The 23,888-nt window shown below is 35.1% G+C and carries 23 protein-coding genes and 3 pseudogenes; 7 read left to right on the forward strand and 19 right to left on the reverse strand.

The genetic code is table 11. From position 1 onward, the window contains the following. Positions 1-137: 137 nt before the first annotated feature. Complete coding sequence (locus tag COE49_RS04365; protein ID WP_088229964.1) at positions 138-1,046, forward strand: EamA family transporter; 909 nt, start codon at positions 138-140, stop codon at positions 1,044-1,046. Between the two features lie 109 nt (positions 1,047-1,155). Beyond that, positions 1,156-2,301 carry a M20 peptidase aminoacylase family protein gene (locus tag COE49_RS04370; protein WP_088229965.1) on the forward strand — a complete coding sequence of 382 codons (1,146 nt, stop codon included), beginning with the start codon at positions 1,156-1,158 and terminating at the stop codon, positions 2,299-2,301. Positions 2,302-2,325: 24 nt separating this feature from the next. Here COE49_RS04370 and COE49_RS04375 read toward each other — a convergent pair whose 3' ends face one another. From COE49_RS04375 to COE49_RS04385, 3 genes are all read right to left on the reverse strand, one after another. Beyond that, positions 2,326-3,270 (reverse strand): ABC transporter permease, encoded by a 945-nt coding sequence (locus COE49_RS04375; RefSeq protein WP_098357359.1) that lies wholly within the window; start codon positions 3,268-3,270, stop codon positions 2,326-2,328. Then, positions 3,263-4,174, reverse strand: coding sequence for an ABC transporter ATP-binding protein (locus COE49_RS04380; protein ID WP_088229967.1), 912 nt, complete (start codon positions 4,172-4,174; stop codon positions 3,263-3,265). Before COE49_RS04380 ends, COE49_RS04375 begins: the two co-directional genes overlap by 8 nt. Positions 4,175-4,264: 90 nt before the next feature. Next, positions 4,265-4,840 carry an FtsX-like permease family protein gene (locus COE49_RS04385; RefSeq protein WP_098252590.1) on the reverse strand — a complete coding sequence of 192 codons (576 nt, stop codon included), beginning with the start codon at positions 4,838-4,840 and terminating at the stop codon, positions 4,265-4,267. A 170-nt stretch (positions 4,841-5,010) separates the two neighbouring features. Between COE49_RS04385 and COE49_RS04390 the strand changes: the two genes are divergently transcribed. Continuing rightward, positions 5,011-5,610, forward strand: a complete 600-nt coding sequence (locus tag COE49_RS04390; protein WP_098252589.1) for a histidine kinase — start codon at positions 5,011-5,013, stop codon at positions 5,608-5,610. Between the two features lie 83 nt (positions 5,611-5,693). Here COE49_RS04390 and alsR read toward each other — a convergent pair whose 3' ends face one another. Then, on the reverse strand, positions 5,694-6,593 hold the full coding sequence (gene alsR / locus COE49_RS04395) for an acetoin biosynthesis transcriptional regulator AlsR (protein ID WP_098252588.1): 900 nt from the start codon (positions 6,591-6,593) through the stop codon (positions 5,694-5,696). Between the two features lie 158 nt (positions 6,594-6,751). On the opposite strand from alsR, the gene COE49_RS04400 reads away from it, so the two are divergent. Together COE49_RS04400 and COE49_RS04405 are read left to right on the forward strand one after the other, a co-directional pair. Next, positions 6,752-7,117 carry a CidA/LrgA family holin-like protein gene (locus COE49_RS04400; protein ID WP_098252587.1) on the forward strand — a complete coding sequence of 122 codons (366 nt, stop codon included), beginning with the start codon at positions 6,752-6,754 and terminating at the stop codon, positions 7,115-7,117. Beyond that, positions 7,114-7,791: an LrgB family protein gene (locus COE49_RS04405; protein ID WP_088229972.1), complete on the forward strand. Its 678-nt coding sequence runs from the start codon at positions 7,114-7,116 to the stop codon at positions 7,789-7,791. The genes COE49_RS04400 and COE49_RS04405 overlap by 4 nt, the downstream gene beginning before the upstream one ends. Before the next feature lie 12 nt (positions 7,792-7,803). Here COE49_RS04405 and COE49_RS04410 read toward each other — a convergent pair. Further along, positions 7,804-8,061, reverse strand: a pseudogene (locus COE49_RS04410) (NUDIX hydrolase); the annotation flags it as partial. 127 nt (positions 8,062-8,188) lie between these two features. Here COE49_RS04410 and COE49_RS04415 point away from each other — a divergent pair. Continuing rightward, a complete protein-coding gene (locus COE49_RS04415) occupies positions 8,189-8,389 on the forward strand; it encodes a DUF3903 domain-containing protein (protein ID WP_088229973.1) in 201 nt (66 codons plus the stop codon). 318 nt (positions 8,390-8,707) lie between these two features. Here COE49_RS04415 and COE49_RS04420 read toward each other — a convergent pair whose 3' ends face one another. The 14 genes and pseudogenes from COE49_RS04420 to COE49_RS04485 all read right to left on the reverse strand — a co-directional run bounded on the left by COE49_RS04420 (position 8,708) and on the right by COE49_RS04485 (position 22,085). Continuing rightward, positions 8,708-9,463, reverse strand: coding sequence for a sulfite exporter TauE/SafE family protein (locus COE49_RS04420; protein WP_088229974.1), 756 nt, complete (start codon positions 9,461-9,463; stop codon positions 8,708-8,710). Between the two features lie 108 nt (positions 9,464-9,571). After that, positions 9,572-9,718, reverse strand: coding sequence for a BC1881 family protein (locus COE49_RS04425; RefSeq protein ID WP_000644411.1), 147 nt, complete (start codon positions 9,716-9,718; stop codon positions 9,572-9,574). A 273-nt stretch (positions 9,719-9,991) separates the two neighbouring features. Beyond that, positions 9,992-10,177, reverse strand: a pseudogene (locus COE49_RS04430) (hypothetical protein); the annotation flags it as partial. A gap of 69 nt (positions 10,178-10,246) precedes the next feature. Then, positions 10,247-11,254 carry a nuclease-related domain-containing protein gene (locus COE49_RS04435; protein ID WP_088229975.1) on the reverse strand — a complete coding sequence of 336 codons (1,008 nt, stop codon included), beginning with the start codon at positions 11,252-11,254 and terminating at the stop codon, positions 10,247-10,249. A 99-nt stretch (positions 11,255-11,353) separates the two neighbouring features. After that, positions 11,354-13,117: an ABC transporter ATP-binding protein gene (locus COE49_RS04440; protein WP_088229976.1), complete on the reverse strand. Its 1,764-nt coding sequence runs from the start codon at positions 13,115-13,117 to the stop codon at positions 11,354-11,356. Beyond that, a complete protein-coding gene (locus COE49_RS04445; RefSeq protein ID WP_098252585.1) occupies positions 13,117-14,868 on the reverse strand; it encodes an ABC transporter ATP-binding protein in 1,752 nt (583 codons plus the stop codon). Before COE49_RS04445 ends, COE49_RS04440 begins: the two co-directional genes overlap by 1 nt. Before the next feature lie 124 nt (positions 14,869-14,992). Then, complete coding sequence (locus COE49_RS04450; RefSeq protein WP_001123317.1) at positions 14,993-15,214, reverse strand: YneF family protein; 222 nt, start codon at positions 15,212-15,214, stop codon at positions 14,993-14,995. Between the two features lie 78 nt (positions 15,215-15,292). Next, positions 15,293-15,733, reverse strand: a complete 441-nt coding sequence (gene sirA, locus COE49_RS04455; protein WP_088229978.1) for a sporulation inhibitor of replication protein SirA — start codon at positions 15,731-15,733, stop codon at positions 15,293-15,295. A gap of 156 nt (positions 15,734-15,889) precedes the next feature. After that, complete coding sequence (gene tkt, locus COE49_RS04460) at positions 15,890-17,890, reverse strand: transketolase (protein ID WP_098252584.1); 2,001 nt, start codon at positions 17,888-17,890, stop codon at positions 15,890-15,892. A 223-nt stretch (positions 17,891-18,113) separates the two neighbouring features. Then, a pseudogene (locus COE49_RS04465) lies at positions 18,114-18,595 on the reverse strand (coproporphyrinogen III oxidase). Positions 18,596-18,683: 88 nt separating this feature from the next. Further along, the gene (phnE, locus tag COE49_RS04470; RefSeq protein WP_098252582.1) at positions 18,684-19,487 is read right to left on the reverse strand and encodes a phosphonate ABC transporter, permease protein PhnE; all 804 of its coding nucleotides are present in this window, start codon (positions 19,485-19,487) and stop codon (positions 18,684-18,686) included. Continuing rightward, on the reverse strand, positions 19,487-20,281 hold the full coding sequence (gene phnE / locus COE49_RS04475; protein WP_098252581.1) for a phosphonate ABC transporter, permease protein PhnE: 795 nt from the start codon (positions 20,279-20,281) through the stop codon (positions 19,487-19,489). Before phnE (COE49_RS04475) ends, phnE (COE49_RS04470) begins: the two co-directional genes overlap by 1 nt. Then, the gene (phnC, locus tag COE49_RS04480; protein WP_098252580.1) at positions 20,278-21,051 is read right to left on the reverse strand and encodes a phosphonate ABC transporter ATP-binding protein; all 774 of its coding nucleotides are present in this window, start codon (positions 21,049-21,051) and stop codon (positions 20,278-20,280) included. The genes phnE (COE49_RS04475) and phnC overlap by 4 nt, the downstream gene beginning before the upstream one ends. A 95-nt stretch (positions 21,052-21,146) precedes the next feature. Then, positions 21,147-22,085 carry a phosphate/phosphite/phosphonate ABC transporter substrate-binding protein gene (locus COE49_RS04485; RefSeq protein WP_141524754.1) on the reverse strand — a complete coding sequence of 313 codons (939 nt, stop codon included), beginning with the start codon at positions 22,083-22,085 and terminating at the stop codon, positions 21,147-21,149. Between the two features lie 179 nt (positions 22,086-22,264). Between COE49_RS04485 and COE49_RS04490 the strand changes: the two genes are divergently transcribed. Beyond that, entirely contained in the window at positions 22,265-23,854 is a 1,590-nt protein-coding gene (locus tag COE49_RS04490; protein WP_483295616.1) for a bifunctional metallophosphatase/5'-nucleotidase, read from the forward strand. Positions 23,855-23,888 lie beyond the last annotated feature (34 nt).

Below are 23,888 nucleotides of genomic sequence, written 5' to 3' on the forward strand. Positions count from 1 at the left end.
ATATCATACTTTTATTATTATTCTATAAAATGTCGCACTTTTCTTTCATTTGACCCTTCATTTTTAATTTTGTATACTTCCCTCTAGTTATATATTTTCGATACGGAACTATTTCATATAGATGGGAGGAATTTTTCATGCTTCGTTATTCTCTATTAGTTTTATTAGGAGCGTGTAGTTATGGAATTTTAGCTATTTTTGTTAAACTTGCCTATGCAGAGGGGTTCTCACTTGGAGAGGTAATTGGCAGCCAATATTTGTTCGGTTGGATTATTTTGCTTGCTATTACACTTCTATTTTCTAGACACCGTGTTCCATTAAAACAAGCTTTATTTTTATTCGTAGCAGGAACATCTGCAAGTTTTACTGGGATTTTTTATTATGCTTCATTAAAAACAGTGCCAGCATCTATTGCCATTATTCTTTTATTCCAATTCGTTTGGGTCGGAATTATCATTGAAGCAGTTGCAACAAAAACGCTACCTTCAAGAGAAAAAGTTATTTCGGTTATTTTCTTACTTATAGGTACATTTTTATCAAGTGGTTTATTAGAAAAATCAGCAGGTGATTTCGATATGACTGGAATCATTTTAGGTTTATTATCTGCTGTTACATTTGCAACATATATTTTCGTAAGTGGTAAAGTAGCGGTCGAAGTTCCTTCCTTACCACGTGGTGTCCTACTAATGGCTGGTGCTTTAACATTAGTCATGATCGTATTTCCACCAACATTTATTTTTAGCGGCGCTATTTCTCAAGGCCTTTGGAAATATGGATTAGGATTAGGGATATTTAGTATCGTTATCCCGTCTATCGCCTTTACAATCGGTATCCCAAAAATCGGTTCTGGCTTAGCGACTATTCTTGGTGCAGCGGAACTACCAGTTACAACAATCATGTCTGTATTCGTTTTAAAAGAAGCTGTACTATCTTCACAATGGTTCGGTGTATCACTTATTTTAATTGGTATTGCAATCCCGCAAATTGCATATGCAATGCGTGGTCGTTATCAAAAACATCCTACACATAAAAAAGTTGCCGCATAAAGTGAAGGCTTTTACAGGATAAGCGAGAGAGGGTTTTCATTTGAGAATCCTCTCTTTTATTATTGTATACTTATAGTAAATACTTTATTTTAGAAAGAGGGCATTATAAGTGGCATCAGATCTAGAGCAATTAACTGAAAAACTAATTTCTATTCGTCGAAATTTACATGAGCAACCAGAATTATCATATGAAGAATTTAAAACGACGAAGGCTATAAAAAATTGGTTAGAAGAGAAAAACATTACTATTGTAAATTCTAGTTTAGAAACGGGCGTTATTGCTGAAATCACTGGGAATGATAGCGGACCAATTATAGCAATCCGTGCTGATATTGATGCCCTTCCTATTCAGGAAGAAACAAATTTACCCTACGCTTCAAAAACCCACGGAAAAATGCATGCTTGTGGGCATGATTTTCATACAGCTGCTATTATAGGTGCAGCCTTCTTATTAAAAGAAAGAGAATCTTCCCTAAACGGAACGGTTCGCTTTATATTCCAGCCAGCTGAAGAGAGCAGTAATGGTGCTTGTAAAGTTATTGATGCAGGACATTTACAAAATGTGCAAGCTATTTTCGGCATGCATAATAAACCTGATTTGCCAGTAGGTACAATTGGTATTAAAGATGGTCCACTAATGGCCGGAGTCGATCGATTTGAAATTGAAATTCATGGAGTCGGTACACATGCAGCTGTACCAGATGCGGGCGTAGATCCAATTGTCGCATCCTCTCAAATTGTTATGGCACTACAAACTATTGTAAGCCGAAATATAAGTTCATCTCATAATGCAGTTGTTAGCGTTACAAACATCCATTCAGGAAATACGTGGAACGTTATCCCTGAAAAAGCAACATTAGAAGGTACTGTTCGTACTTTCCAAGCTGAAACACGCGAAAAAATTCCAGCCTTAATGGAACGTATTATTAAGGGCGTTTCTGATGCACTAGGTGTAAAAACAGAATTCCGTTTTTATCCAGGTCCTCCTGCTGTTCATAATGATGCAAGTCTTACTCATTTATGTACTCAAATTGCAGAGGAAATGTCACTAAACGTGATTACACCTACCCCTTCCATGGCTGGAGAAGATTTCTCCTTTTATCAACAACACATACCAGGATCATTCGTCTTTATGGGAACAAGTGGTACACATGAATGGCACCATCCCTCTTTCACTATCGATGAACAAGCATTACCTATCAGCGCAAATTATTTCGCTTTGCTAGCTGAAAAAGCTCTTAAACAATTAACATAAAGAAAAGCCGTNNACGGCTTTTCTTTATGTTAAATCACGTTTTAAAAATACAGTATAAGAAACACCTAAAAATACAAATAAATAAAGTAGTAGCATACAAGAAGCAAACGGGAATGTTATTCCATCAATAAAACTTCCGCTCTTTGAAATACCATATAAATTTGTGTTTGCTGGTAACAAATATTTTGCCCATTCATATCTAGATGCTGGAAGTAACGCGATATTTCCTGATAAAGCAAGAAACAGTGAAATACCGATTGCGCCTCCGCTAGATCTTGTTAAGACAGAAATCATAAACGCAAACGCTGCGTACACAATAGTTGGCAACCACGATAAAATATAGTACTTGCTTGCTTCTACAAAAATATTTTGTTTTATAATATTTCCATCTTGGAAAATAAACTCACTCCATGCAGGTTGTTGGAATTTATAAATAACAAGTCCACATAAGGCGGAGAAAATCATATTAAATATAAACAATAAGGCTGCAAATATCACGATTGCTAAAAATTTTGCTGTTAAAATTTTAAATCGACTCGCTGGACGGATCGTTAAAAATTTATATGTTCCCCAGCTGTATTCATTCGCAAAAATTGTACTTGCATACACAAGGATAAATGGAAGCAAAATTGGAAATACGATAAACCCTGTATCTCTTATGAAAGAAAGTGGAGAACTGCTTGCCGGTGCTGTATCCGTATCTAAATGCTTCATTTTAAGCTGATATTCCTTTACAAGCTCGTCCCCTGACCTTTCTGCTAAAATAGCTTCTTTTTTCATGCCAAGTTTTTTTTCAATTTCTACAGTTCGTTCTGTATAGTCTGCTTTCCACTCTTTTGTATCTGGCTCTAAATACTTTACCGTAACCCATCCTAATCCAATAATTAATACCGCAACAACTGCAAAAGGAATAATCGTTCTTTTACGTTTAAATATTTTATACAGCTCGTTATACACCAAATTAAACAATATCTTTTCCCCCTGTTAATTCTAAAAATTGCTCTTCTAACGTTTTTCTTTCTTCATATACACGATACACTTGAATATCTTTCTCAAGCAATGTACGAATAACATTTGGGATTTCTTCATCTTTTACATTAATAAGTAGATCATTACCTTTTATTAAAACATCTTGTTCTAACATTTTTGCAGCTTTATTCGCATCATCTACACGTATACGGATTGTCTCCATCTCTTCGCTTTGACTATGCTGAATATTTTGCGTCGCCACATATTCCCCGTGCTGAATAATGATAACTCTATCACACATTAATTCAACTTCTGAAAGTAAGTGACTAGATACAAGAACAGCTTTTCCTTGTTCGTGTGCAATTTTCTTTATGTACATACGCATTTCATGTATTCCGCTAGGGTCTAATCCATTCGTTGGTTCATCTAGTATTAATACGTCCGGATTGTGAATAAGCGCCTGTGCGATTCCTAAACGTTGTCTCATACCGAGTGAATATGCTTTTACTTTGCGGTCAATTACTTGTCCCATCCCTAACAATTTCACTACTTCATCGATACGTTCTTCTGACACATTACCATTCATTCGTCCAAAATATGTTAAATTTTCATAGCCGCTCAAAAAAGGATAAAATTCTGGCGCCTCAATTACAGCACCAATTTTCGCAGCAGTTTTTTCAAATTGCTGTTTCACAGATTGACCATCAATCCACACTTCACCTTCTGTCATACGGATCATACCGACCATCATTCTCATTAAAGTCGTTTTTCCAGCACCGTTTGGTCCGAGTAAACCAACAACCTCGCCTTTTTTTACTTCAAAACTAATATTTTGTACAAGTGTCTTTGAACCGATTTTCTTCGTCAATCGCTCAACTTTTACAATTGATTGTTCATTTGTCATTCTATATACCCTTCCCTTTCCATTCTTTGTAAGGTCTTTTCACTGTAACATGATTATTTTTATGTGTAAAATAGAAAAAGGCATGATTTCTCATGCCTTTTTCTTGAAATGAAACGAATTTTTATCTTGTAAACTTTGAACAAATCGAAAACATTGCACCATCGATAATAGAAGGATAACGATCATAATCATACTAACTACTACTATTGCATATATTGTAATCGGTGCACTATTTATCCCTTGTATTCCTGCTATTTTCATAAAGATAATCGTAAATAATTTTAAAAATAACATCCCATTAACTAATCCAAAAATAAACGCCGTTCCATAAATAAATAATTGCTCCTGACATAATAAACATAGCACTTCAGTTCTCTTCCTATTCACTGCTACATAAGATTTAACTTCTTCTTTCCTCACTTGCAGAAGAGAAGAAGTCATTTTATATGTAATAAACATACATATGAAAATGACTACGATAAACAGCATGGAAAAACACATTTGAAATACAAGTGTATCCCCTAATTCCCCAACGGCTACTTCATTAAATTGTAGCGATACCATAAAAAATAAAATGATAGTACTCATAGCAATCCATATAAATTGCTTCATCCTTTTGGCAGCAAATGTTCTTATATTTTTTCTCGCTAACCGACATAAAGACATAAATTTCTTCCCCTACCTTATAACATACGCATTCTATACTACTAGTGTATAAAAATATGACATTTTAAACATCGCACTACAATCTGAATCTTTTCTAAGCCTTTAGTCCTAGAAAATAAAATAGTTAAAATTCCATTAATATACTATAATTGTAAAAAAGGAGGGGTTATATGCGTTTGAAATTGCTGTTTCTTCTTTCTTTATTACTTTTCACTAATTGTAATCCATTAAAAAATAGTGAAGGTTCCACTGTTAAACCACATAAGTTAACAAAAGAGCAATCTGACATTTTACAAATGACTCCTATAGGTGAAGGAAATAGAATGTTTTATGATGTTACAATCAAAAATAATAAAGATGAACTTCAGGCTAAAATTGAATATTATCAAAATGGTAAAAAAGTAAAAGAAATCGCGAACATAGCTGCATCATATTTTGTAGAAAAGAAAATAAAACTTTCTTTCATAGCACCAAATCTCCAATTGAATAACAATATACATGGAAAAGGTCAATGGTATATTAATATTGACGGTGGTTCCACGCTTGTTCCTGAAGATGAGCCACCAAACATAAATAGTTCTGCAACTACTACAATTCAATCTGCAAAAAGTTTAAGATACAATCAAAAAACAATTTTAGCTGTTGTAATCCAATCCAGTAAAGAAACTGTAAGCGTAAATGCAATTGATGAAGAAACAGGTATTGACGCACTCTTAAAAGAAAATGAGCACGTTTATCTATTTAGTATTGAGCTAAAAAAAATACAATAAAGCGGAAATGCAATTTAGTGCATTTCCGCTTTATTGTTTAACAAGGTGTACTTTTATATATCTGAATTAAACCGTTACTGTTATTACGCATCTTCTACTTCTATTCTTTTCTTCTCTCTTGAAATTTTTAAAAACTCTAAAAGCTCTGGATTACTATTCATTTTTTTGTAAGCCACTGACATTTCTGCAACAAAATTAGAATCACATAACTCTTTATATACGACTTCTGTTTTATACAATTTATTTGCCGATACAGGTATTACCGTAATTCCGATTCCTGCTGCTACAAGTCCCATAACTGTTTGATATTCCGTTGCTTCTTGTACAATACGTGGACTAAACCCAACTTCTCGGCAAAGGGATAAAATTGTATCATACAACGCCGGCCATACTGGTCTCGTAATAAATACGAAAGGTTCATCTCGTAAATCTTCTATATGTATTTCCTCTTTCTCAGCAAGTGGATGCGCCTTCGGTAAACATAACGTACAAGGAAGCCTTTGAATTGGTTCTAATTCTAGTAATTGTGTTGAAATTGGTGGACGTAAAAAGCCAATGTCAATACGATTATCATGAAGTGCATGCACTTGATCTGGCGTAGACAATTCATGTAATGCAACAGATACTCTCGGAAATTTCTTTCTATATTCCCTAACGATAGATGGTAAAATATCATATATCGCCGCTCCTACAAAACCAATTGAAAGTGATCCTACTTCTCCCCTTTGTGCACTTTGTGCAACTTCTACTGCTTTTTCAATTTGTTCAAACGCTTTTTTTACTTCTTTTAAAAACATTTCTCCCGCTTCTGTTAATTCAACTCTTCTCTTTGTTCTTGAAAATAACATAACTCCCATTTCTTTTTCTAATTGCTGAATTTGTTGACTAAGTGGTGGTTGTGTCATTTGTAAACGAGCAGCCGCTCGTCCAAAGTGCAACTCTTCTGCCACTACAACAAAATATTGCAAATGCCGTAATTCCATTTTGGACACCCTTTTCACTTTCGATTAATACACCTAATATATTAATACCACATAATTTATATATTAGACAAACATTTTGAATGAACGTATAGTAGAAATTGTTAATTCTTTTTTACAATTTTTACAAAAAAAAAAAAAAAGAAAGAGGTGGTTACTGTATGAAATGGTGGAAATTAAGCGGCCAAATTTTATTATTATTTTGTTTCGCTTGGACAGGTGAATGGATTGCAAAGCAGGCACACCTCCCAGTTCCCGGAAGTATAATCGGTATTTTTTTATTATTAATTTCGTTAAAATTTAACATAGTGAAAAAAGAATGGATACAAGATGGCGCAGACTTTTTATTAAAAGAACTTATTTTATTTTTCATCCCTTCTGCAGTCGCTGTCATACGCTACAAAGATACATTATCACAATATGGAATCGATATCATTTTGATTATCATGATTAGTACACTTTGTGTCACTCTCGCTACAGGACTTTTAACAGAATTGCTACTTAAGCGGAAAGGATCGACGCAATGATCGGCTTTCTTTGTTTACTATTAACACTATTCACATATTGGATATCAAAAAAATTGTATCAACGCTGGAATTGGAGCCTACTTTCTCCTCTTCTTGTCTGTCCAATTATTTTAATTGCTTTATTGCTTGGATTGGATACCCCTTATGAAACATACGAATCTGGTGGTCACTGGCTAACAGAATTATTAAAACCTGCAACAGTAGCTTTTGCATGGCCAATCTATAAATACTTTGATTTATTGAAAAAACACGGCATGGCCATCTTGCTTAATGTCATTGTCGGTTCATTTTTATCAGTTATTACTTCCGCACTATTAGCTAATTATTTTCAAATTGATTCAACAATAGAGCACAGTTTAGCACCACACATTGTAACGACACCGATTGCAATGGCAATTTCAGAAATGATTGGCGGTATGTCACAATTAACAGCAGTATTTGTCGTTTTAACTGCGTTAACAGGAGCATTGCTTGGCCCATCTCTTATACGTATATGTCGCATTAAAACTGCGCTCGCAAAAGGCATTATGTTAGGAACAAGTGCAAATGGAACCGGTACATCAAAAGCTTTTGAAATCGGCCCTGTTGAAGGAACAATTGCCAGTTTATCCATGCTTTTAACAGCAGGCGCTAGTTTAGTTATCATTCCGCTTTTCTTGTCATGGATACATTAAAGACGCAAGTATTTAAGTACTTGCTTTTTTATTTGCGTATTGGCATATTAACTCGTAACCCACCGGAAAAGCTAACGATAATGTTTCAACTTCATGTATTCCTTTCCAAGCAATTTCATGTATTAACTCATCAGGATCTTGTATTTTCATATTCCCGCCTATTTTTTCTACAAAGTAATAATGAACATAGACGGGAATTCCATATGTAATACCTTCTTTTTCGTATATTTTATTTATAACTTTCACACTATAACCTGGTTCCTCTTCTACTAAAATTCGTCGTTGTTTATCAATTTCCCCCTAAAAAAAAAGAGGAAAATCGGTAAACAATGACGAAAACTTACATCAACTTCATAGACAATCCCTTCTTAGAAATTAAAACCGGAAGGATGAAAATATGATTTCTAAATACGTTGTGGAATGTGTCTTTTGTGAAGAAAATCGTAATCCTCGCCAAGCTATTGTTACAGTTCCCGCCACTTCTCAGCTACTAGCAATTGAAAAAGTGCGTGCGGAATGTAAACGTCGCTTCGGAAAAACTTTATTATTACAAACCGAGATTAAAGAAGAGCTAGTTTTTGAACAAAAAGAAAGCTGACCATCAATTGGCCAGCTTTCATATCCGATCATATTTTCACATGAAGATTAGGGGCATCCTCTTTAAGGATCGGGATTTTCCCATTATGTACGTTCCACAATGGTCATCGAACAATATATTTCTATACAATTAAATATTGAATAGAATAGGGCAAAACTTGTTCGCATTTTTAGAAAAGGGATAGGGATATAATTCAAGTAGTACTTCGAATACTCGAACTTTATACTCATAATATTAAAGCAAATCCTCATATATGTGAAATATGAATTACTTACATAATTCATTCGTAAAAGATATTAATAGTTTTCTACATTAGTTTTATTCTATCAATAGCATACATCCAGCCAAAATCGGTGTCATAATCATTGAAAACCTCAAAAGCATGCGTGGTGCATAATTTGTAAATTTTGCACCAACGTATGCACCTAGCATAGTCCCGATCAATACTTGCAATAACAATATGTAATCTAAATACCCTTCCGAACTATATCCAAGCCCGCCCCCAATTGCAATCGGCAATATAACAAGCATAGTCGTTCCTACAGATTGCTGAATCGTTAATCCTAATAGAGCCATTAATCCGAGTTGAATAAATGGTGCAGAACCAATCCCAAATGAACCGGCCATCATTCCAGTAACTAATCCGAGGCATATACATTTCATCAAGTTGTTTATTGAAAGCTCTTTATGTTTATATAAAGACGACTGTTCCCTGTTTTGGAACATAATCAATTTCATGAACATAAAAATTGCTGATAAAAACAACATTCCTGCCGTAAACCAATGAAGAAGATGTGCTGGTATGAGTGAACCAAACTTAGAACCGATATAAGAACCCAATGCTCCAAATCCACCAACAATCCCGCCTATAATAAGCACAACATTCCCTTCACGATAATGACTTACAACCCCAGATAATGTCGTAAATGCCATAGCTGTTAAAGATGTTGCAAGAGCAACGTGGATAGGAATATGGAATACTAAAGTGAGTATCGCGATAATGAAACCGGCTCCCCCAGCCCCAACGAACCCTAATAAAATCCCCATCACTAACATCGTTATAATAATTGCCACATACTCTCCCCCCAGTACCCCAATTATCTACTATACGCTCTCTTTCACACAAATAAAAAGCATCCTAGACGGATGCTTTCACTACTTTTCTATATTGATAATATGTACTTAGTCTTGATTAATCAAAATAACTGCAGGACCAGCGACCACTACTCCAGCTACTTCTATCTTTTCAAATTCCTTCACAGTAATAGATATAACTCCTTCTCTTTCCATCAATTCTTTACTCAGGACATCAGTCGGTATTGCCTTCACCGTCTTACCTCCTTTTCATTTTATACAGTGCTACAAAAAAGAACCCAATGCATCTATATATATGCATCACATCCGCTTTCATTCCTTATTCCATTCAAACCTCCTATTCCCCTTCTACAATGTATTGAAAAAGAAAAAGAAGTTATACAATATATAACTTCTTTTCCTCACTATATTAATCTCGTTGCACCTTATATTCTATAAATTTCCCATCATTATCAAATTGTAAAACAAGACGTTCACTATCGATTGAAGTCAACTACCCCCACTGTATGGAATGAGTCCTACCATCCTTACTTTTAACATTTGTTCTTTTTCTTTATTACGATTCTTAGAAACATATAATATAGCTCTTTGAATCATGACTAATATAATAAATGGCATGACTACCACAAAAATACTCTTTACACTTAAGGACATATGAACCATATCAATAACGAAAATAAACGCAAGATACATTATTATATACAAACAAAAATAAACATACAAAATGCCATGTAATATAGCGTTCAGAAAGCTCTCCCCTTTTTAATTCATTCTACTAATCATTTCTCGAATCGTTTCTAATTCTTGTTCTGTATATATTACTTTCCCTGTTAAGATTTCATTTCTAAAGAACGTTACAATTTGCTCCCTATCTTTTAATCTCGGCGTTTCTTCTTCAGAAAGATCTATCAATTCTTTACCACTTTCATTATAAAAATATACAACTGGTTTTACATTTTCTTTTACAATATCAACTTGTATTTCTTTCAAACTATTGTATAAAATGTGAGATAGTTTCTTCGCTCTACATACTGGATTCCCTTCATTTTTCACTTGTAGCGTTAATGAATCTTCACCTGTAATCCATTCAAACGTCTCTTCTTTCTCAACTTCTAGTTGATACTTACCAATTTCATCAATCATAAATGAATATATACTAGCATTTTCTTTCGTTAAACCATGAATTAATTTCCCTGTCCATTCTTTCGTCTCAAGTAGATATATGCCCGTTTTACTTAAGACAAGATGATGAATTCGAAAATCATTTCCTCCACGCTTATTTCTAACGAAAACGTTCGGCATAATATGAAATTCATTATCTACTATTATTCCTTGCTCTACAAATCCTCGCTTCATATAATATAATGTTTCATGTGTATTCACTTCAGCGCCATTTTTAGTATACTCTCGTAAATCTGCAATTAGCTTTTGAAACATATGTATTTCATTACTATGTTTATCTTGCATTTCACTGCGTTCTTTACTATGTTGCATAGCTAACTGATTTTTCATCATACGCATATTTTCAAGTTCTCTATTTGCACTTACTTGTAAATCATTGTATTTCTTCTGTTCCATATTTTTCAATGTATTTTGTTGTTCTTTATGTTCTATAACCGTAGCTGCAATTTCATTTTCATACGTTTCAATTGCTTGCTTCTTTTCAAATTCCACTTGCTGACTCTCTGATTCTAACTGTTTATTTTTATAAAACAGTACGAACACTCCAGCTAATAATAATAAAATTATACCTATTAGCACATACTCCATAGTTCGACTCCTTTTGTATACATATTTCTACTACATTATACTATGTTATCAATATATATTTTGTAAAAATTTCACGTGCAATGAAAAGGCCTTGTAGAGCTACAAGGCCTTTTGCAAACTTCCTTTATTTTGTAGTAAATACATATTATAATACAACCCTTGTTCACTCAGTAACTCTTGATGTGTTCCTCTTTCCACTATCTCTCCATCATGCATAACAAAAATTTGATCTGCATCTTGAATTGTAGATAATCTGTGCGCAATCGCTATTGTCGTTCTACCTTTTCGCATTTGCTGCAACGCTGTTTGGATAGCCTCTTCTGTTTCTGTATCAATATTAGCAGTTGCCTCATCTAGTACTAATACTTTTGGATTAGTTGCTATCGTTCTAGCAAAAGCGATTAATTGTCGTTGCCCGCTAGAAAACGCAGCCCCTCGTTCTACTACTTCTGTTTCATACTGCTCTGGTAATTTTTCAATAAACGTATTGGCTTGCACAAATTGCGCAGCTTCCTTTACTTCTTCATCCGTAATTTCTTCATTGTACATACGAATATTTTGCTTTACATTTCCCGCAAATAAAAAAGCATCTTGCAATACGAGTCCTATTTTCTTTCTAATTTCTCGTTCTTCAAATTTCTCTAAATCCACACCATCTATTACAATATTTCCTGATTTAATATTATAAAATCGCATCAACAAATTCATAATAGTACTTTTTCCGCTACCAGTATGCCCAACAAAAGCAACCGTTTGCCCTTGTTTCACGTGAAAAGATACATTTTTTAAAACATCACGCTTTCCGTCATACGAAAAAGTAACATTTTTAAATTTAATATCTCCATCAACTACTTGAGGATTTCCATTCGCTTTTTGAACTGGCGCTAAATCTTTCTCATCCATTAAATGAAATACACGTGACGATGAAACAAGTGCCTGTTGGAAAAATGACAATTTCATCATCATCTCATTTACAGGTTGGAAGAAACGATGAATATAGTTAACAAAGGCATATAAAACCCCTACTTCAACCGGACTTTTTAAAGCATCAATTCCAAATAAGCCAAGTACTAACGCAATTGCTATAATATGAACTAAATCTGTAGCTGGACGTAAAAGTAATGCGTCTAACTTTAACGTCCGTCGTCCTGCGCTATAATGTTTAGTATTAACTTCTTCAAACTCTTTTCTCATACGCTTTTCTTGTCTGAACACTTGAATAATATTCATCCCTTGAATGGACTCGTTTAACTTTGCGTTTAAAACACTCAGTTGGTTACGTACTTCTAAATAAAAAACGGCACTTTTCCGGCGATATAGCACCATAATTGCAAACATAATCGGAATTAATACGAGAGAAAATAACGCTAATTTTACATCTAATAAAAACATCGCTACTAAAATACCGAATAAAAAGACTACATTTTTCACAAATGTTGATAATACACTGACATAAAAATCTTTAATTGCTTCCGTATCATTCGTTATGCGTGATACAAGCGTCCCAATCGGCGTACGATCAAAGAAACTTAATGATAACTTTTGAACATGCTCGTATACTTCAACACGCATATCTTGAACAATTTTAAAAGCGATATTTTGAAAATACAATAAGTCTAAATAAGTAAATAATACTTTTAATAAGTGAGCAATAATATACACTACAAATAGAGTAACAAGTGCCGATTGATCAAAGTTACGTGGTACTAAGTGTTCATCAAGAAATTGTTTAATTAAAAAAGGACCCATCATTTCAGTTACAGTTGCACCAACTAGAAATAAAAATGCTAATGCTAATAATCCTTTATATGGTCTCATATAAGAAAGCAATCTTCTTAAATCACTCTGTTTTTTCTTAGCCATCATACGCCTCCTTTCTCGACTAATGCTTCTAACTGCTGACTTTCGTACATTTCTTTATACCAACCGTTTTCTTGCATTAATTGCTCATGTGTACCTCGTTGTACAATTCGACCTTCATCCACAACAAGAATAAGGTTAGCATGTTGAATTGCACTTAAACGATGAGCAGTAATAATCGTCGTTTTCCCTGCTCTTTCCCTCTTTAATGCATTTAAAATCGTTTCCTCTGTTTTTGCATCTACCGCAGATAGACAGTCGTCCAAAATTAAAATTTCAGCATTTGTTAATAAAGCACGCGCAATTGAGATTCTCTGTTTCTGGCCTCCAGATAAAGAAACGCCTCTTTCACCAACTACTGTCTCATATCCTTCTGAAAATTGAAGTATGTCATTATGAATACAAGCAATCTCTGCAGCACGAGTAATTTCATTATACGTAGCATCCGCCTTTCCGAAGGCGATATTCTCCCCAATACTCGCTGAAAATAAAAAATGATCTTGCGGTACATATGAAATAGCAGAACGGACACCGTAAAGTGTTACATCTCGAATATCTCGCTCCCCAACTTTTAATTCACCATTAAAATGGTCATACTCACGGATTAAACATTTTAATAAAGTTGTTTTCCCCGCACCTGTACGTCCTACAACTCCAAGCGTTTCACCCTTCTTCAAATCAAAATGAATATCTGTTAAATGTAACAGTTCATTTTTCTTATATGAAAATGAATCAACCGCAAATGAAACATCACCGCTCGCTATTGTATGTACAGCGTTTTCTCTATTTACTACATCTGATTTTTGAGAAAGGATTTTCTCTACACGGTCATACGAAGCGCGTCCACGCTCCATAATATTGAACAACCATCCAAATGCTAACATCGGCCAAACAAGGGTACCTAAATATGTTGTAAATGTAACTAATTCACCGACTGTCAATTCACCTCTCACAACTAATACTGACCCGTAACATACTGCAATTAAAAAAGAAAACCCAACGATAAGAGCGATTGTTGGATCAAACAATGAATCAATACGTGCGACTAACATATTTTTATGTACGACATCTTCTGACTTTTTTCGAAACGCTTGTAAATCTTCTTTCTCTTGTCCTAGTGATCGAATTACCTTCATCCCACTCATACTCTCTTGCACTTTGTCATTGATTTCCGAAAACGATTGCTGTGCTTTATGAAACCTTTTATGTAATAAAGTTCCATAATAATTCGTAGAGATCGCTACAATTGGCATCGGAATTAAACTTAATAACGTCAACTTCCAGCTAATTGTAAAACCCATCGCTACGAGTACACATCCTCCAACAGCTAATGAATCAACTAGTGTTAAAACACCCGATCCAGCCGTTTGCTGAATTGCTTGAATATCATTAGTCGCATGTGCCATCAAATCGCCTGTACGACGTGATTGATAAAAAGATGGGCTCATCCTTGTAAAATGTTCATATAAATTCTTTCGGAGTTGACGGGCTAGTTTTAAAGAAGATCCAAAAATCATAATACGCCATAAGTAACGTAATATGTACATCGTAATTCCTACAACTACTAATAGAATAACCCATTTCAATAATTTTTCAGATGTTAATGTTCCATCATTAATTTCATCCACTACGATTCCTAGTACTCTTGGCGCGACAAGTTCAAGAAGCGCGACACCAAACAACATAATAATTCCGATTATGTACGCTCGTTTTTCTTGCTTAAAAAACCAAGCTAAATTAATAAATACCTTCATGTTTTTTCCTCCTCCCTTAAAATGAGCGATGTTTTCAGTTTACCAAAAATACAGAATTTTTAAAAGTTTTGAATTCTATAATCAATAAAAAGAAAAGACACTCTTAGCGAGTGTCTTTTAGCGCTTATTTCATTTGTTGCTTGTTCATCGCGCTCATCATTTGATTGATTTTCTTTTGGGAAGGTTTTTGTCCCATTTGCATCATCATCATTTTTAACATTTGTTCGTTAATTGGTGGATTTTTTTGTAAGTAATTCATCATGTATTTGCGGGCAATGAAAAATCCTAACGCCACGCCTGCTACTAGTGCTACTACGCCCACTAGAATACCTAACCAAATTGGCATATATTTTCCTCCTTCATGTTGTCTACCTTACAGTGTACTAAAACCTTTTCAATAAGACAAGATACAATTCGACATTTTTTACACATATGTTCGTACTTGTTTTAGAGGATTCAGCCATCCGTACTTTGTATTTTCATAATCCATAGCTAAAAATGTTAATTCACACTTTCGAAGCACCTCAAAAAACGTCGTTTCCATAGAGACATTTCCAGAGGTATTCATACGAATATAGTGTGGTTTCACCATTATTTCGCCATATTCGGCTCCTGTAAAAAGTGTATGTGTATGATGTGTTCTATCATATCGACCAAGAGCACGTAAAGCTTGCTCTAATTTATGATGAATTTTCATTACTTGTAATGGCATCGTTATATACATCATTTGTTTGTATAACACTTTTTTCTCCGAAAGGGACCCAGATTCTGAAAATCGAGCAAATAAATCAAAAAATAAATATTCACGACCAAAATAAGCTTTCGCAATATCCTCTTGAATTAAATACAATTCATACGTTTTCATCTTCAGCCTCCCAATCTGGACAACCTTTTCTCTTCATTATATAGAAGAAAATTTGCAATGATTGTCTGACTGCGGAGAGATAAAAAACTTTTTCTGTCGAAAAAACTCATTTACATAGAAAAACCTCTCCATGCCGGAGAGATTTTTCTGAAATCATTAAAGCATTTCTTTTACTTTACGAACAACGTTCTCTACAGTAAATCCATACTCTTCCATAATCTTCTCACCAGGAGCAGAAGCACCGAATGTATCGATACCTAGCACATCTCCTTCAAGACCTACGTAACGGTGCCATCCGAATGTAGCACCCATTTCGATTGCGAAACGCTTCGTTACTGCTTTTGGTAATACAGATTCTTTGTACTCAGCAGTTTGAGCTTCAAAGCGATCCATAGATGGCATGCTGACAACAGATGCGTCAACACCGTCTACTGCTAATGCTTTTTGTGCTTCAACAGCTAGACTTACTTCAGATCCAGTTGCAAGTAAGATAACATCAGCTGTTTCTTTCTTGCTTGCAGAAACTACATATGCACCTTTTGCTACTTTTTCATACGTATCGTCTTTTGCACCTTCTAATGTTGGAAGATCTTGACGAGTTAATACTAAAGCAGTTGGTTTGTTTGTAGATTCTAAAGCTAGTCTCCAAGCTGCAACAGATTCGTTACCGTCAGCTGGACGAATAACAGAAACATTTGGCATTGCACGAAGCGCCGCTAATTGCTCAACTGGTTCATGTGTTGGACCATCTTCACCAACAGCGATACTGTCGTGTGTGAATACATACGTTACTGGCAATTGCATTAATGCTGCAAGACGAATTGCTGGACGTAAGTAGTCAGAGAATACGAAGAACGTACCACCGTAAGTTTTTAAACCGCCATGTAGCGCAATACCGTTCATTGCTGCACCCATTGCGAACTCACGTACACCGTACCAAATGTTTTTACCGCTGTAATCTTCTCTTGTAAAGTCTTTTTCGTTATTCATGTATGTTTTGTTAGAACCAGCAAGGTCAGCAGATCCACCGAAGAATGATGGTACAGACTCTGCAATTGCATTAATTACAGTACCTGAAGAATTACGAGTTGCTGCTTTTGATCCTAATTCATAAGTAGGTAAACTTTGCTCCCAACCTTCTGGAAGTTGACCGTTCATTGCCGCTTGGAATTCGTTTGCTAATTCTGGATATGCTTGTGCATATTCGCCTAACATTGTGTTCCAAGCTGCTTGCGCATTTTCACCAACATCTTGTACTGTTTTGCGGAAGTTGTCATATACTTCTTCTGCAACATGGAAGTCTTGTTCAGCAGTCCAAGCGTATGCTTCTTTCGTTAATTTTGTTTCGTCTGCACCAAGTGGAGAACCATGTGAAGCTGATTTTCCTGATTTGTTTGGAGAACCGAAACCAATTGTCGTTCTTACTTCAATTAGCGTTGGGCGTTTTTCGTCAGCTTTCGCTTCTTCAATTGCTTTTGCGATAGCTCCAATATCGTTTCCATCCTCAACACGGATTACTTGCCATCCGTATGCTTTGTAACGATCTTCTACACTTTCAGAGAATGAACGATTTAAATCGCCATCTAATGAAATATCATTTGAATCGTAAAGCACAACAAGGCGACCTAATTGTAAATGTGCAGCTAATGAAGATGCTTCAGCAGAAACGCCTTCCATTAAATCTCCATCACCACAAATAGCGTATGTATGATGATCTACTACATTATACGCATCACGATTATATTTAGCAGCTAAATGTCTTTCAGCCATTGCCATACCTACAGCTGTTGCAATACCTTGTCCAAGTGGACCAGTAGTTGCATCTACACCTGCTGTATGACCGTACTCAGGATGTCCTGGAGTTTTGCTTCCCCATTGACGGAAGTTCTTTAAGTCATCCATTGTTACATCATAACCAGATAGGTGAAGTAGGCTGTATAATAACATTGAACCATGACCTGCAGATAATACGAAACGATCACGGTTAAACCACGTTGGGTTATTTGGATTGTGTTTCATAAATTGAGTCCATAATGTATAAGCCATTGGTGCTGCACCCATTGGCATTCCTGGGTGACCAGAGTTTGCTTTTTCAATCGCATCGATGGATAATGTGCGAATCGTGTTGATAGAAAGTTGTTCGATTGAATGTGACATGCTATTCTTCCCTTCGCTTATATTAGTAAACGTTTTATACATTTATATGATAGCTTCCCACGCAAGATTATACAACATGTATCGACAAATATGTTGATGTTTTTTTGATTTCCCATAAAAAAATCAATGATTCCAGGGATGTATGGGCATTCAATATGACATACTTTTTTATTGTTTTTATTTTAAAAAGAAAGGAAATTATCTGTATATTTATTCATCATTTTCAAATTCCATAATGCAAAATATATCCTTCCGCATTTTTCACTCTGCGAAGCAAACGAATAAAAGACTCTATTTCTAGGCATAATGTATCTCGATTAAATACATATTTTTCATATTTTCCAGCAGTATCATTTTCATTTTCCCATTGAAACTGTCCTGTCAGTTCGATTGTTTCTGGCGCTAAAGAAAACATGCTAATCAGTAAAGAAAATAACTGTTCTGCTACCACTGCCCCTTTCTGTTCAATTTTTGTAATACCATAATAATGAATTCCAAATCCTTCTGCTCTTTTAGCAGGGTAATAAACCGGAATCCAATGGATAACATCTAAAAAATACACGATTAGCTCATCACTTAATACAACACATTCTTCTATCGTCGCCTCTTCTTTATCCAAGAAACAATCTTCAATCCAATTCACACCTTCAAGATCCAATCCTTTTTTTCAGATGAAACAAATTCAAATTCATGTTGTAAAGCCAAAATATCCCCCCTGTTATTCAATGATTTCCAAATTAATTACTTTATATTATACAAAAGAAGCACCTTCTATAGGTGCTTCTAAAATCATTTATACGAGTTTCTTCCGAATCGAACTTGAAATAAAGTCAATGATAATTACCATTAAAATGATGCCTAATAAAATAATTCCTACGCGGGACCAATTCCGTGAACTTAAAGCAAAAATTAGCGGTGTACCAATACCACCTGCTCCAATAACGCCTAATATTGTAGCGGATCGCACATTAATTTCAAACCTATATAACGTATAAGATAAGAAGTCAGGTAACACTTGTGGGAATACCGCGTACCAAAGAATTTGAAAACGGTTTGCTCCTGTAGCAATTAGCGCTTCGGTCGGTCCCTTATCAATATTTTCGATTCCTTCCGAATACAGCTTTCCTAACATCCCGATAGAATGCAATCCTAAAGCTAGTACTCCAGCGAAAGAACCTGGACCGACAGCTTTTATAAATAAAAGTGCCATTACTAACTCAGGAAATGTACGGACAAAACTAAGTACAAACTTCCCAGTTCCTGAAGTTAATTTTCCACTACTCATATTTGTTGCTGCCCAAAAAGCAAATGGCACTGATAAAAAGGCGGAAATAAATGTACCTAATATCGCAATAGCCAACGTATCAATTAAACCATGTAATAAATCTTCTCCATCTGGCAAGGATACATACGACCAATCTGGATTCAATACCCCTGTCATAATTGCTTTTGTAATTTCTCCCGCGGTATTCTTTATTCCCTCTAGCGGTACTCCTGAAAAGGCCCATACATATATAACCGCAAGTGCTATAAAAATAATCCAGCGATACACACTTGATTTCTTTCGTTTTGGTATGATCATCGTCGATTCACTCATTATAATTTCTCCCGCAACAATGTACTTATATAATCAATTAACAATACAACAACAAGAGTATAAATAATAATAGAAGCAGTTTGTTGATATTGTAAAAATCCAAGTGTACGATCATAATACAATCCAATGCCCCCTGCCCCTACTAACCCTAAAACAGCAGCTGCACGTACATTCACCTCAAATGTATAAAGTACATAGGAGACAAAATGCGCTTTCACTTGCGGAACTACCCCATAAACAATCCACTGCACCTTATTAGCTCCTACAGCTGTCATCGCTTCTAACGGTCCAGGGTCAATTGCTTCAATGGACTCATACAACAATTTCGCTACGAGCCCAACTGAAAAACAAGTAAGAGCTAAAATGCCTGGAAGTGGTCCTATTCCAAAAATCGCCACAAAAATAGCAGCTAATAGTAAGTCTGGTATCGTTCGTATAAAATTTAAAATCAAACGAGCTGGACTGTACAAAAACACATTAGTAAATACATTACTTGCCGCAAATAGTGCAAGTGGTATAGCTAAAATTGCTCCTAAAGTCGTCCCAATAATCGCCATACGTATCGTATCTAACATTGCCGTTGTAATTACTTGAAAATAACTCCAATCTGGCGGCACCATTTCCTTCAATAAATCGATCATATTAGGAAAACCAATTACTAGTTTTGAAAATGATGCATCGACCTGGACACTACTTCCCCACAACATTACAATAACGAGAATAACCGTTAGCATATGTTTCAATTTACTCGGCGGCTTCGGTATCGATTTCGAGTACATCGTCACGCCACTCATTTAGCCGCCACCTCTAATAATTCATTTTCCTGAGCCACTTCCCCATATATTTCAGCAAATTTTTCGTCCGTTGCCTCATCTACCAATCCATCAAAAACAATTTCACCCGCGTGTAATCCAATAATACGAGTAGCATATTGCCTAGCTAAATCAATAGAATGCAAGTTTACAATTGTCGTAATTCCAAAATCTTCGTTAATTTTTTTCAAATCATCCAGCACTTGCTTTGTTGTAAGTGGGTCTAACGATGCAACAGGTTCATCCGCCAATATAATTTTCGCTTCTTGCGCCAATGCTCTCGCTATCGATACACGTTGCTGTTGTCCTCCTGATAATTCATCAGCCCGTGCATATGCTTTCTCCAAAATATTCACTCTTTTTAACGCCTGAAACGCAAGCTCCAAATCTTCTTTTGGAAACAACCCTAACGTTGTGCGCAGTGTCGAATGATATCCAACACGGCCAGCTAATACGTTTTTCAATACCGTTGATCGCTTTACAAGGTTAAAACTTTGAAAAATCATGCCAATATCCCGGCGCATACGTCGTAATCCTTTTCCTTTTGCAGCGGTAATAGACTCCCCTTCAATAATGATTTCTCCCTCTGTAATCTCATGAAGGCGATTTACTGATCTAAGGAGTGTAGATTTTCCAGCACCAGACAGTCCTACCATTACAACAAACTCGCCTTTTTGAATTTTTAAACTTATATTATTTAATCCTTTTGTACCATTCGGATACACTTTAGAGACATTCCGAAACTCTATCACACCTATTACCTACTTTCAATATATTATCAGTAACCTAAAAACGGCAAACTAACTGGAACCACACACTTTCCAGTTAGTCGCCATTTCCATATGTATTATTGTGTTTTTACTTTCTTTCCATATTCACGAACGATATCAAATTTACTATCATCAGATTTAACATATCCTTCATGTGAATATACTTCTTTAATAATTTTGTGACCTTCCTCACTCTTTCCAATTTCAATGAAAGCATCTTGTAATTTCTTACTCCACTCTGCATCTAAATCTGAGCGTACAGAAATTGTATCGTTTGGAATTTTCTCTGTAAATTTCACTATTTTCGTTTGATCAAATATATTCGGATAATCTTTTTTTACAATGTTACGTGCATCTTGGAATACAACAGCCGCATCTACATCACCATTTAAAAGAGCAATAAGAGACTGATCGTGACCTTTTAATGTAACAGGTTTCACATCTTTCAACGGATCAATTCCTTCTTTTAACAGCACCGCTGCCGGCCATACGTATCCTGCTGATGATGTCACATCTTGATAACCAATTTTTTTACCTTTCAAATCTTTTACACTATTGATATTAGAATCTTTCTTAACAACAAATTCAGATTTATAAAAATCTACTAAATCTTTTGTAGGAGCCCCTGTTTCATCCTCTACTCCAAAACGTTGTGCCTGTAAAATTACATTTGCAGCCTTTTTCTCATGTGCTAACACATACGCTGTTGGAGGTAAGAAACCTACATCTACCTGCTTAGATGCCATCGCTTCTACAATTGTATTGTAATTCGTTGAAATACTAACTTTTACAGGAATGTTTAATTTATCACTTAATAACTTTTCCAATGGTTTTGCCTTAGCTTCTAACGTATCTGCATTTTGAGAAGGAACAAATTGAACATTTAACGTCTTCGGTACATACCCTTTTTTTGTGTCTTCATTTTTACTTGCACTTGATTCCTTCGTTCCACAGCCACTTAATAATCCGGCTGCTAGTACAACTGTTGTGCTCATTGCAAAAACTTTTTTCAACATGTTAATGCCTCCATTTTTTGTTGTTATAAAATAACCTTCCATAAACATGAAGAAATATATCACACTTTTTTACAAAAAATTGCCTATTTACAGAATTTTTACACACTCTATACATTCACATTAAAATTCTCTTCATATTTTTGATATGATTAACTTAAAGATAACAATAGAAAAGGTGAATGATGTTGAATCAGAATCAAATTGTAACTTTAAACATCTTATTAACGAGTGATATACATGGTACTGTTTATCCAATTCACTACCAAGATAATTCCCAAGCAGAAATCGGTTTAGCTAAAATTTCTACTCTTATAAAAAAAGAACGTTCCAAACATACAAACGTTCTTTTAATCGATAACGGGGACTTCATTCAAGGAACACCATTTACTTACCATTACGCTACATACGAAAAAGATAAGAAAAACCCAATGTCCTTATTGGCCAACTATTTAAGTTACGATGCTGCAGTGATCGGAAATCATGAATTTAATTATGGAATGGATATATTAAATAACGCTGTGGCTACCGCAAACTTTCCGTATCTATCAGCTAATATTTTGGATAAAAACAGAAAAGAACCTTATTTCGGAAAACCCTATATGATAAAACATGTCGAATCCAATATAAAGGTTGCTATATTAGGGGTAACGACACATTACATCCCAAACTGGGAACAACCCCTTCATATTCAAGACTTACATTTTGAAGACGCACTTGAAACTACAAAAAAATGGGTTTCTTACATCCACGAGCACGAAAAACCAGATTTAGTAGTCGTAGCCTATCACGGAGGATTTGAACGTGATTTACAAACTGGAGAACCTACTGAAGTTTTAACAGGTGAAAATCAAGGATATGCAATGTGTCATGAAATTGAAGGGATAGATATTTTATTAACAGGCCACCAACATCGAGAACTTTCTCAAACTTTGGATAATGGTGTAACTATTTTACAGACTGGATGTAATGGGCAATCAGTTGGAAAGATAACTGTAACCTTCGAAAAATCAGGACAGATGTGGGTAAAAAAAGAAAGTTATTCAGAATTATTGACGGTACAAGGAATTGAGGCAGATTCAGATGTTCTTTCCTTAGTATCTGATTATGAAGAGAATACACAAAAATGGCTTGATCAACCTATTGGAATCATTCAGGGGGACATGCAAATTTCAGATGCTATGCAGACCCGTTTACAAGACCATCCATTTATTGAATTTATAAATAAAATACAAATGGATATAGCTAATGTTTCCATTTCTTGTACAAGTTTGTTTCATAATGCATCTCCCGGTTTCCCGAAACATGTAACAATGCGGGACATCGTTTCTAATTACATTTATCCAAATACATTAAAAGCGATTCGTGTAACTGGAGCAGATATAAAAGATGCTCTCGAACTCTCCGCTTCCTATTTCATTTTAAATGAGAATGGAAATATAATCGTTAACCCTACATATATAGAACCAAAGCCTGCACACTATAATTATGATATGTGGGAAGGGGTTTCATACGTATTAAACATTTCAAAACCAATTGGTGAAAGAGTAGAATCTTTACAGCATAAAGGCACTCCTCTTCATATAGATGGAGAATATGACGTTGTTATGAATAATTATCGTGCAAGTGGTGGTGGGAATTTCTTTATGTTTCAAAATAAGCCAGTAGTAAAAGACATACCTACAGATATGTCTGAACTTATCGCTACCTACATCTTGAAGCATAAAAAGATAGAAGCAACGCAAAATAATAACTGGAAAGTTATTAAATAACGAATTTAACAATTAAAAAAGATGGGCGAATTCG

It is taken from the genome of Bacillus sp. AFS029637 (assembly GCF_002584985.1).
In the GTDB taxonomy this organism is placed as follows: domain Bacteria; phylum Bacillota; class Bacilli; order Bacillales; family Bacillaceae_G; genus Bacillus_A.

Bases quoted from the DNA above. Each gene is read 5' to 3' on its own strand.
- phnE (WP_098252581.1), bottom strand. From the start codon at position 20,281: ATGAGTGGCGTGACGATGTACTCGAAATCGATACCGAAGCCGCCGAGT.
- COE49_RS04365 (WP_088229964.1), top strand. From the start codon at position 138: ATGCTTCGTTATTCTCTATTAGTTTTATTAGGAGCGTGTAGTTATGGA.
- tkt (WP_098252584.1), bottom strand. From the start codon at position 17,890: ATGTCACATTCAATCGAACAACTTTCTATCAACACGATTCGCACATTA.
- COE49_RS04435 (WP_088229975.1), bottom strand. From the start codon at position 11,254: ATGGAGTATGTGCTAATAGGTATAATTTTATTATTATTAGCTGGAGTG.
- alsR (WP_098252588.1), bottom strand. From the start codon at position 6,593: ATGGAATTACGGCATTTGCAATATTTTGTTGTAGTGGCAGAAGAGTTG.
- COE49_RS04445 (WP_098252585.1), bottom strand. From the start codon at position 14,868: ATGAAGGTATTTATTAATTTAGCTTGGTTTTTTAAGCAAGAAAAACGA.
- COE49_RS04380 (WP_088229967.1), bottom strand. From the start codon at position 4,174: ATGACAAATGAACAATCAATTGTAAAAGTTGAGCGATTGACGAAGAAA.
- COE49_RS04405 (WP_088229972.1), top strand. From the start codon at position 7,114: ATGATCGGCTTTCTTTGTTTACTATTAACACTATTCACATATTGGATA.
- sirA (WP_088229978.1), bottom strand. From the start codon at position 15,733: ATGAAAACGTATGAATTGTATTTAATTCAAGAGGATATTGCGAAAGCT.
- COE49_RS04450 (WP_001123317.1), bottom strand. From the start codon at position 15,214: ATGCCAATTTGGTTAGGTATTCTAGTGGGCGTAGTAGCACTAGTAGCA.
- COE49_RS04490 (WP_483295616.1), top strand. From the start codon at position 22,265: ATGATGTTGAATCAGAATCAAATTGTAACTTTAAACATCTTATTAACG.
- phnE (WP_098252582.1), bottom strand. From the start codon at position 19,487: ATGAGTGAATCGACGATGATCATACCAAAACGAAAGAAATCAAGTGTG.
- COE49_RS04415 (WP_088229973.1), top strand. From the start codon at position 8,189: ATGATTTCTAAATACGTTGTGGAATGTGTCTTTTGTGAAGAAAATCGT.
- COE49_RS04485 (WP_141524754.1), bottom strand. From the start codon at position 22,085: ATGTTGAAAAAAGTTTTTGCAATGAGCACAACAGTTGTACTAGCAGCC.
- COE49_RS04390 (WP_098252589.1), top strand. From the start codon at position 5,011: ATGCGTTTGAAATTGCTGTTTCTTCTTTCTTTATTACTTTTCACTAAT.
- COE49_RS04400 (WP_098252587.1), top strand. From the start codon at position 6,752: ATGAAATGGTGGAAATTAAGCGGCCAAATTTTATTATTATTTTGTTTC.
- COE49_RS04385 (WP_098252590.1), bottom strand. From the start codon at position 4,840: ATGTCTTTATGTCGGTTAGCGAGAAAAAATATAAGAACATTTGCTGCC.
- COE49_RS04440 (WP_088229976.1), bottom strand. From the start codon at position 13,117: ATGGCTAAGAAAAAACAGAGTGATTTAAGAAGATTGCTTTCTTATATG.